6 protein-coding genes are annotated in these 6634 nt (G+C 58.6%); 5 read left to right on the top strand and 1 reads right to left on the bottom strand.

The features are described 5' to 3' along the window. The first annotated feature begins 219 nt into the window (after positions 1-219). From rhtA to ACIPL0_RS29735, 4 genes are all read left to right on the top strand, one after another. Complete coding sequence (gene rhtA, locus ACIPL0_RS29750) at positions 220-1104, top strand: threonine/homoserine exporter RhtA (RefSeq protein WP_400602744.1); 885 nt, start codon at positions 220-222, stop codon at positions 1102-1104. 181 nt (positions 1105-1285) lie between these two features. After that, complete coding sequence (locus ACIPL0_RS29745) at positions 1286-1576, top strand: hypothetical protein (RefSeq protein ID WP_400602736.1); 291 nt, start codon at positions 1286-1288, stop codon at positions 1574-1576. 47 nt (positions 1577-1623) lie between these two features. Next, positions 1624-2364 carry an SDR family oxidoreductase gene (locus ACIPL0_RS29740; RefSeq protein ID WP_400602734.1) on the top strand — a complete coding sequence of 247 codons (741 nt, stop codon included), beginning with the start codon at positions 1624-1626 and terminating at the stop codon, positions 2362-2364. 55 nt (positions 2365-2419) lie between these two features. Further along, positions 2420-3013 (top strand): 2-hydroxychromene-2-carboxylate isomerase, encoded by a 594-nt coding sequence (locus ACIPL0_RS29735; protein WP_400602732.1) that lies wholly within the window; start codon positions 2420-2422, stop codon positions 3011-3013. A gap of 59 nt (positions 3014-3072) precedes the next feature. Here ACIPL0_RS29735 and ACIPL0_RS29730 read toward each other — a convergent pair whose 3' ends face one another. Beyond that, entirely contained in the window at positions 3073-4881 is a 1809-nt protein-coding gene (locus tag ACIPL0_RS29730; RefSeq protein WP_400602730.1) for an aminopeptidase P family protein, read from the bottom strand. 916 nt (positions 4882-5797) lie between these two features. Between ACIPL0_RS29730 and ACIPL0_RS29725 the strand changes: the two genes are divergently transcribed. Next, entirely contained in the window at positions 5798-6583 is a 786-nt protein-coding gene (locus ACIPL0_RS29725) for a hypothetical protein (RefSeq protein ID WP_400602728.1), read from the top strand. Positions 6584-6634 lie beyond the last annotated feature (51 nt).

Below are 6634 nucleotides of genomic sequence, written 5' to 3'. Positions count from 1 at the left end.
CTTATCGTCTAACTCGTTGATATTCAAGGAGTTTTCCGTTCCGTCTGCGCCGGAAGTGGGGCGAATTATAGAGACATCCGCAGGCGCGTCAACACTTAATTTGAAAACTTTCAAAATGGCCCTTTGAGACAGAAAAATGAGCAATATATTGCTCATTTCATGATTCTTTCGCAGAATGCGCTCTTTATTACACTGCCCAGCACGGATCGTCATACCGCAATGAACACTCATCAACGCAGCCTGGCCGCCGCCGCGCTCCCCGTCGGCATGCTGCTGATCGCCATGGCATCGGTACAAACCGGTGCATCGCTCGCAAAATCCCTGTTTCCTCTGGTTGGCGCCCAAGGCACCACCACATTGCGTCTGGTCTTCGCCAGTGTGCTGATGGCCCTGATTCTGAAACCCTGGCGCACACGCCTGGATGCAGCATCGCTGCGCACCATCCTTATATATGGCATCGCACTGGGCGGGATGAACTTCCTCTTCTATATGGCTATCCGCACTATCCCTCTCGGAATCGGCGTGGCCCTGGAGTTCACCGGCCCTCTGGCTGTCGCCCTGCTCCACTCGCGCAAGCTGGTGGACTTTGTCTGGATCGTGCTCGCCGTGACCGGACTGGCACTACTCATTCCCATGGGGCAAAGCGCCAGTCTCGATCTCACCGGGGCGTTGTATGCATTGGGTGCCGGTGTGTGCTGGGCGGCCTACATCATGTTCGGCCAGAAAGCCGGTGCCGACCACGGCGTACAAACCGCCGCGCTCGGCGTACTGATCGCAGCCATTTTCATTGCCCCCATCGGAATCGCACATGCCGGCAGCGCCCTGCTCGATCCGGGCCTGATTCCGATTGCGCTGGGCGTGGCAGTTTTATCGACAGCTCTGCCCTACAGCCTGGAAATGATCGCCCTGACCCGCATGCCGGTGCGTACATTCGGTACGCTCATGAGCATGGAGCCGGCCATTGGCGCCTTGTCCGGACTGCTTTTTCTCGGTGAAAGCCTTTCCCTGACACAGTGGCTGGCCATCGGCGCGATCATCGTGGCTTCCGCCGGCGCGACGCTGAGTACCCGCCCTGAGCCGGTCGCGCTCGTGCCGGCCGACTGACGTGTTTTTTCGTTCGTTACACGATGTCGCTAGCATTTGTAACGCCGTTGCGCCATGTTTACTCCCGCGCACCTCTCCACCAGGACGCCTTATTCGAATGGACACGATCACAGGGGCCTCCACAGACGAGAGAATTCAAGCTAGAGACTGATCGGCATGTTCCGGTCAGGTAAGGAAACGAATGAAGTACATTTTGATAATACTGGCAGCTGTGGCTGTCGCAGGCTGTGCGGCCACGTCCAAGCCAGTGAAGGGTAAACGCGGTATCCATATCAATTGTTCAGGGCTTTCGTCTTCCTGGGACAAGTGCTACCAGATGGCAACCGACTCCTGCGAATCGAAGCAGTATCGGGTCATTGCCAAGTCGGGTGACGCCACTGAAGATCCGGGAGACTACCCTCTCGGACTGAACCCGGCCGGATACACCAGCCGCAGCATGATCATCGTCTGCAAGAAGCCCACGACACCATGAGGTAGCGGCAGCATATCGCTCAGCAACATCACAGCCAGGGAAGAACTATGACCGTCGATTCGAATAACAAGAAGGTGGTTCTGGTGATCGGGGCTGGCGACGCCACCGGGGGAGCCATCGCCCGGCGTTTTGCCAGAGAGGGCTATGTGGCCTGCGTCACGCGGCGCAGCGCCGAGAAGCTGCAGCCGCTGGTGGAGTCCATCCGCCAGGAAGGCGGAGAGGCTCACGGCTTTGCGTCGGACGCTCGCAAAGAGGAAGAAGTGGTCGCTCTCATCGAACAGATCGAACGGGATATCGGCCCCATCGAGGCGTTCGTTTTCAATATCGGCGCCAACGTCCCCTGCAGCATCCTTGAAGAAACGGCACGCAAGTACTTCAAGATCTGGGAAATGGCCTGTTTCTCCGGTTTTCTCAACGCCCGCGAAGTCGCCATCCGCATGGCGGCGCGCAAGCGCGGCACGATCCTGTTCACCGGCGCCACTGCCGGCCTGCGTGGCGCCGCCCACTTCGCCGCGTTCGCCAGCGCCAAACACGCCATCCGCGCCCTCGCACAAAGCATGGCCAGAGAACTCGGCCCCATGAACATCCATGTGGCTCATGTCATCGTGGATGGCGCCATCGACACCGAGTTCATCCGTACCCAGTTTCCGGAGCGTTACGCGCTCAAGGCCGAAGACGGCATTCTCGATCCCGAGCACATCGCCGAAAACTACTGGTACCTGCACACCCAGCCACGGGACGCCTGGACATTCGAGCTGGATCTGCGCCCCTGGAATGAGCGCTGGTAGGAAAAGGCATCGAATCCGGTCAACAGACTCACCCATATAAAGAAGGAAGGTGACGATGAGCAAAACCGTGGAGTTCTATTTCGATGTCGGCAGCCCTACCAGTTATCTGGCTTACACCCAACTGCAAAAGATCTGCAGTGAAACCTCGGCCACGCTGAGTTTCCGCCCGATACTGCTGGGCGGCGTCTTCAAGGCAACCGGCAACGCCTCGCCCAATGATGTTCCGGCAAAAGCACGCTATTCAGTCGTCGATCTGGATCGCTTCGCCAGACGCTACGGTGTACCGCTCAATTTCAATCCCCATTTTCCGATCAATACACTGAACCTGATGCGCGCACTCACCGCCGTTCAGGCCCGGCAACCGGAGCGCTTCATTGCGTTTCTGGAGTTGACGTTCAAGGCGATGTGGGTCGACAGGCTGAATCTCAATGATCCCGCCGTGTTGGTCGAGACGCTGAAAAGCGGCGGCTTCGATCCCGCCGAGATCTTCGCCTGGGTCAACGACCCGAAGATCAAGGAGCAGCTCAAGCGTGACACGGAAGCCGCCGTTACCAGAGGCATCTTTGGCGCGCCCAGCATGTTCGTGGACGACCAACTGTATTTCGGACAGGACCGCGTCGACTTCGTCAGGGAAGCGCTGAGCAGTTGAGGGGACATTGAAAGAAACGACCCCGCCACGGCGAAACGTGGCGAGGTGTGACGATTGAATCAGATCGCTGCCGTGCGGGTGTTCAGCCAGCTCAATGCAGCGCCTTCCACCAGCGGACTCAGACGCTCGCGGACTTCGGCGTGATAGGCGTTGAGCCAGTCGCGCTCTTCCTGGGTCAGCAGGCTCGTCTCCAGACACCGCGTGTCGATCGGGCACAGGGTCAGGGTTTCGAACTTGAGGAACTCACCGAACTCGGTCTTGCCGGCGACCTGGTTGATCACCAGGTTCTCGATGCGCACGCCCCACTGCCCTGGGCGATAGGTACCGGGTTCAATGGAGGTGATCATGCCCGGCTGCATGGCAGTCTGAGGTGTGGCCGGTGCCTGATAGGCAATGACCTGCGGACCTTCGTGCACATTGAGGAAGTAACCGACGCCGTGACCGGTGCCATGACCGTAGTTGACGCCTTCGGCCCAGATCGGCGCACGGGCGATCGAGTCCAGCAGCGGCGACAGGATGCCCCGCGGGAAATGTGCGCGAGACAGTGCGATCACGCCTTTGAGCACCCGCGTGCAATCGCGTTTCTGTTCGGCAGTCGGTGTACCGACAGGCACCATCCGCGTGATGTCGGTGGTACCGCCAAGGTATTGGCCGCCGGAGTCGATCAGCAGCAGGCCGTCGCCTTCGATTTGCGCGTGTTCTTCTTCTGTTGCACGGTAGTGCGGCATTGCACCGTTGCCGTTGAAGCCGGCGATGGTGGCAAAGCTCTGGGAGATGTAATCAGGGCGACGGGCACGGGCGGCACCGAGTTTTTCGTCGATGGTCAGCTCGCTGACAGGCTCGTGGCCGAGGGCCGAATCCAGCCAGGCGAAAAACTCGCAGAGCGCCGCCCCGTCCTGTTCCATGGCCTGACGAATGTGCCGGGCATCGGCTTCGCTTTTCTGCGATTTGAACAGCGTGGTCGGGTTCAGCCCTTCGACCAGCGAGACTTCGCTGTCCAGATAATCGAGCAGGCCACAGGTGACCCGCGCAGGGTCGACCAGCAAGCGCGCATGTTTTGGCACCTCCCGCAGCGCCGCACCGATGGCCGTGTATTCACGCAAGGTGATGCCTTCTTTTTCCAGCGTGGAGCGCAATACCGGATCGACTTTTTCCGACGCCACAAACAGGCTGACGCTGTCTGGCCCGATCAAGGCGAAGGAGATGAACACCGGGTTATAGGAAACGTCGGCGCCGCGCAGGTTGAACAGCCAGGCAATGTCGTCCAGGGTGGCAAGGAAATGCCAGTCGGCACCGCGCTCGCTCAATACGCTGCGCAGGCGGGCAAGTTTCTCGCCGCGGGTTTCGGTCGCCTGAGGGGCCACATGTTCATACACCGCCTGGGTCGGCAGTACAGGGCGGTCCGTCCACAATTCAGTGAGCGGGTCGAGGTCGGTGCGCAGTCTGGCACCCCGCGCATATAAGTTGCTGGCCAGGGTACGCGACGAGGCCACCGCCAGCACCGCACCATCCACCGCAACCACCGAGTCGGCCTGGGCCTGATCGGCCAGCCACTCCAGCGGGCCGGGCTGCCCCGGTTGCAGCTTGACCAGTTCGATACCGCTGCCGGCCAGTTCTTTGGTGGCCTGTTCCCAGTAACGGCTGTCGGCCCACAGACCGGCGAAGGTCCGGGTGACAATCAAAGTGCCGACAGAACCGTGAAAGCCGGACAGCCACTGACGCCCCTGCCAATAACCCGGCAGGTACTCGGAAAGATGAGGGTCGGCCGATGGCACCAGCCAGGCATCGATGCCTTCTCGGCTCATCAGGGCGCGTGCTTGCGCCAGGCGTTGTGCCACCACTCCACTGGTTTTCGACTGCGTATTCATTGACTCTCCTGGTGACCCTGATTCATTGCATCGCAAGGATCAGATAATGGAGCAGGCACGGAGACGGAGCAACAGTGGCACGGTGCAGGGGCCGAATGATCAGGCTCGTTGGCGCGTCAGCCGTTTGGTTAGTTACGGTCGGCGAAATGACAAAGCGTTCACATTTAAAGTTCCAGTGTCGCCTTCATTTATATTGAAACGGCTAGTTCATCTAAATGCGTTACCTCTCGTCTCCCTGCGTCAATAGATACATTCATTTGAACAGCCGCTTAGTTGATGAACGATTAATGGCATCCGTCAAACAATGTTCAATGAAGGCGCGCCATAAATCCGTTAAGCCCTGTCGGTGACTGACTTCTGGCGTTGGAAAAATGCCTCGACATGATTTTTACCCCTCCCACCGCAGGCGAAAAGCACCTGGGAAAAAGCGTCAGCGCACCGTGACGGGGCACTGATGTTTTTTTGACTTCCTTTTAAATCAATAAGTTATCTCAACAAAAAACCCGCTTATCAAAAATTTAACAGAATGTTGGCGAAATGATTTGACAGGAGGTTTGCTGCCGTCGATATATATGCGTGTCCAATGTTTTCCTGTTTTCAACAGTGCAGCCGCAGAGCCGTACGTGGGATGCATTCGGATTTATTCATTGCTTATCTGCCTGCGAAGTTAGTGATCCAAACGGTGTGTTGCTTGCGCCGGTGGGCACTTGCTGGCCTGAAGAAAGTTTTTTGAATTTGCTGAAAGTGCTCGGTAGGGCGGTAGCTTTGCCCGACGGTTTTCAAGCCGCCACGAACCGCCACCGGACACTCCCACCCGAAAACGACGACTGGATCTGCAGATTCGGGCGGTAGCGTGCCTGACGCCAGAACGGCCACCGGTCATGTGCCTTTCCACTCACTGCGAGGGAGCGATGCAATGTCTTTGTCTTTCGATATGGATGATCAACTGGTCCGCCGTCTGGCCACCGACATAGACAGCAACGGCTTTGCAAAGCTGAGTGATGCCGTGCCTCAGATCGATCTGGAGCAACTGCGCGCCTGGACCGACGAGCAGGCACACAAGCATCGCGGTGAGTATTTCGCCTATCACGGCGAGGACATGCTCGGCGAAAGCCTGTTGGCCAGCTACTGGGCCGACCCGCGCCTCAAGTTTCTGCTGGCCCGCCTCTACCGCCATGCCGCACAGAAAGACGCGCCAAGCGACCGCATCTTTCCCGTGCTGCGTTGCGTGCAGGGCCATCAGGGCAAGCGTGAGTCCAACAGTTTTCACTACGACGCGAGCCTGGTGACGGCACTTATTCCGGTGTTCATCCCGGTCGAAGGTGAAGAACGCGGCGATCTGATGCTGTTTCCCAATATTCGTCGGGTGCGTTCCTGGGTGCTGTTCAACGTCATCGAGAAGGCGCTGCTGCAGAACAAGTTCACCCGCAGCTGGATCATCAAGGGCATGCAACGTGACTGGCTCAAGCCCTACATCCTGCGCCTGGAGCCGGGCAACGTTTATTTCTTCTGGGGCTATCGCACCCTGCACGCCAACAAGGCCTGCAGCCCTGAGGTCAAGCGCGCCACCGCGCTGTTCCACTTCGGCGACCCCCACACCGGCAGCCTGGCGACCCGCCTGATCCTGAAAATCAACCAGGGCCGGGCACGCCGGATGAGCAACAAGGCCGGCAATCAGCCATCGATTCATCCCCGCGGCTGAAGCGGACGGATTTGCGCACCACTGCCTTAAAGCATTGCGTCAGACATGGAG

Origin of the sequence: Pseudomonas sp. NPDC090208 (assembly GCF_044746785.1) — a bacterium.
In the GTDB taxonomy this organism is placed as follows: domain Bacteria; phylum Pseudomonadota; class Gammaproteobacteria; order Pseudomonadales; family Pseudomonadaceae; genus Aquipseudomonas.
This window is presented reverse-complemented; position numbering and strand designations above follow the sequence as displayed.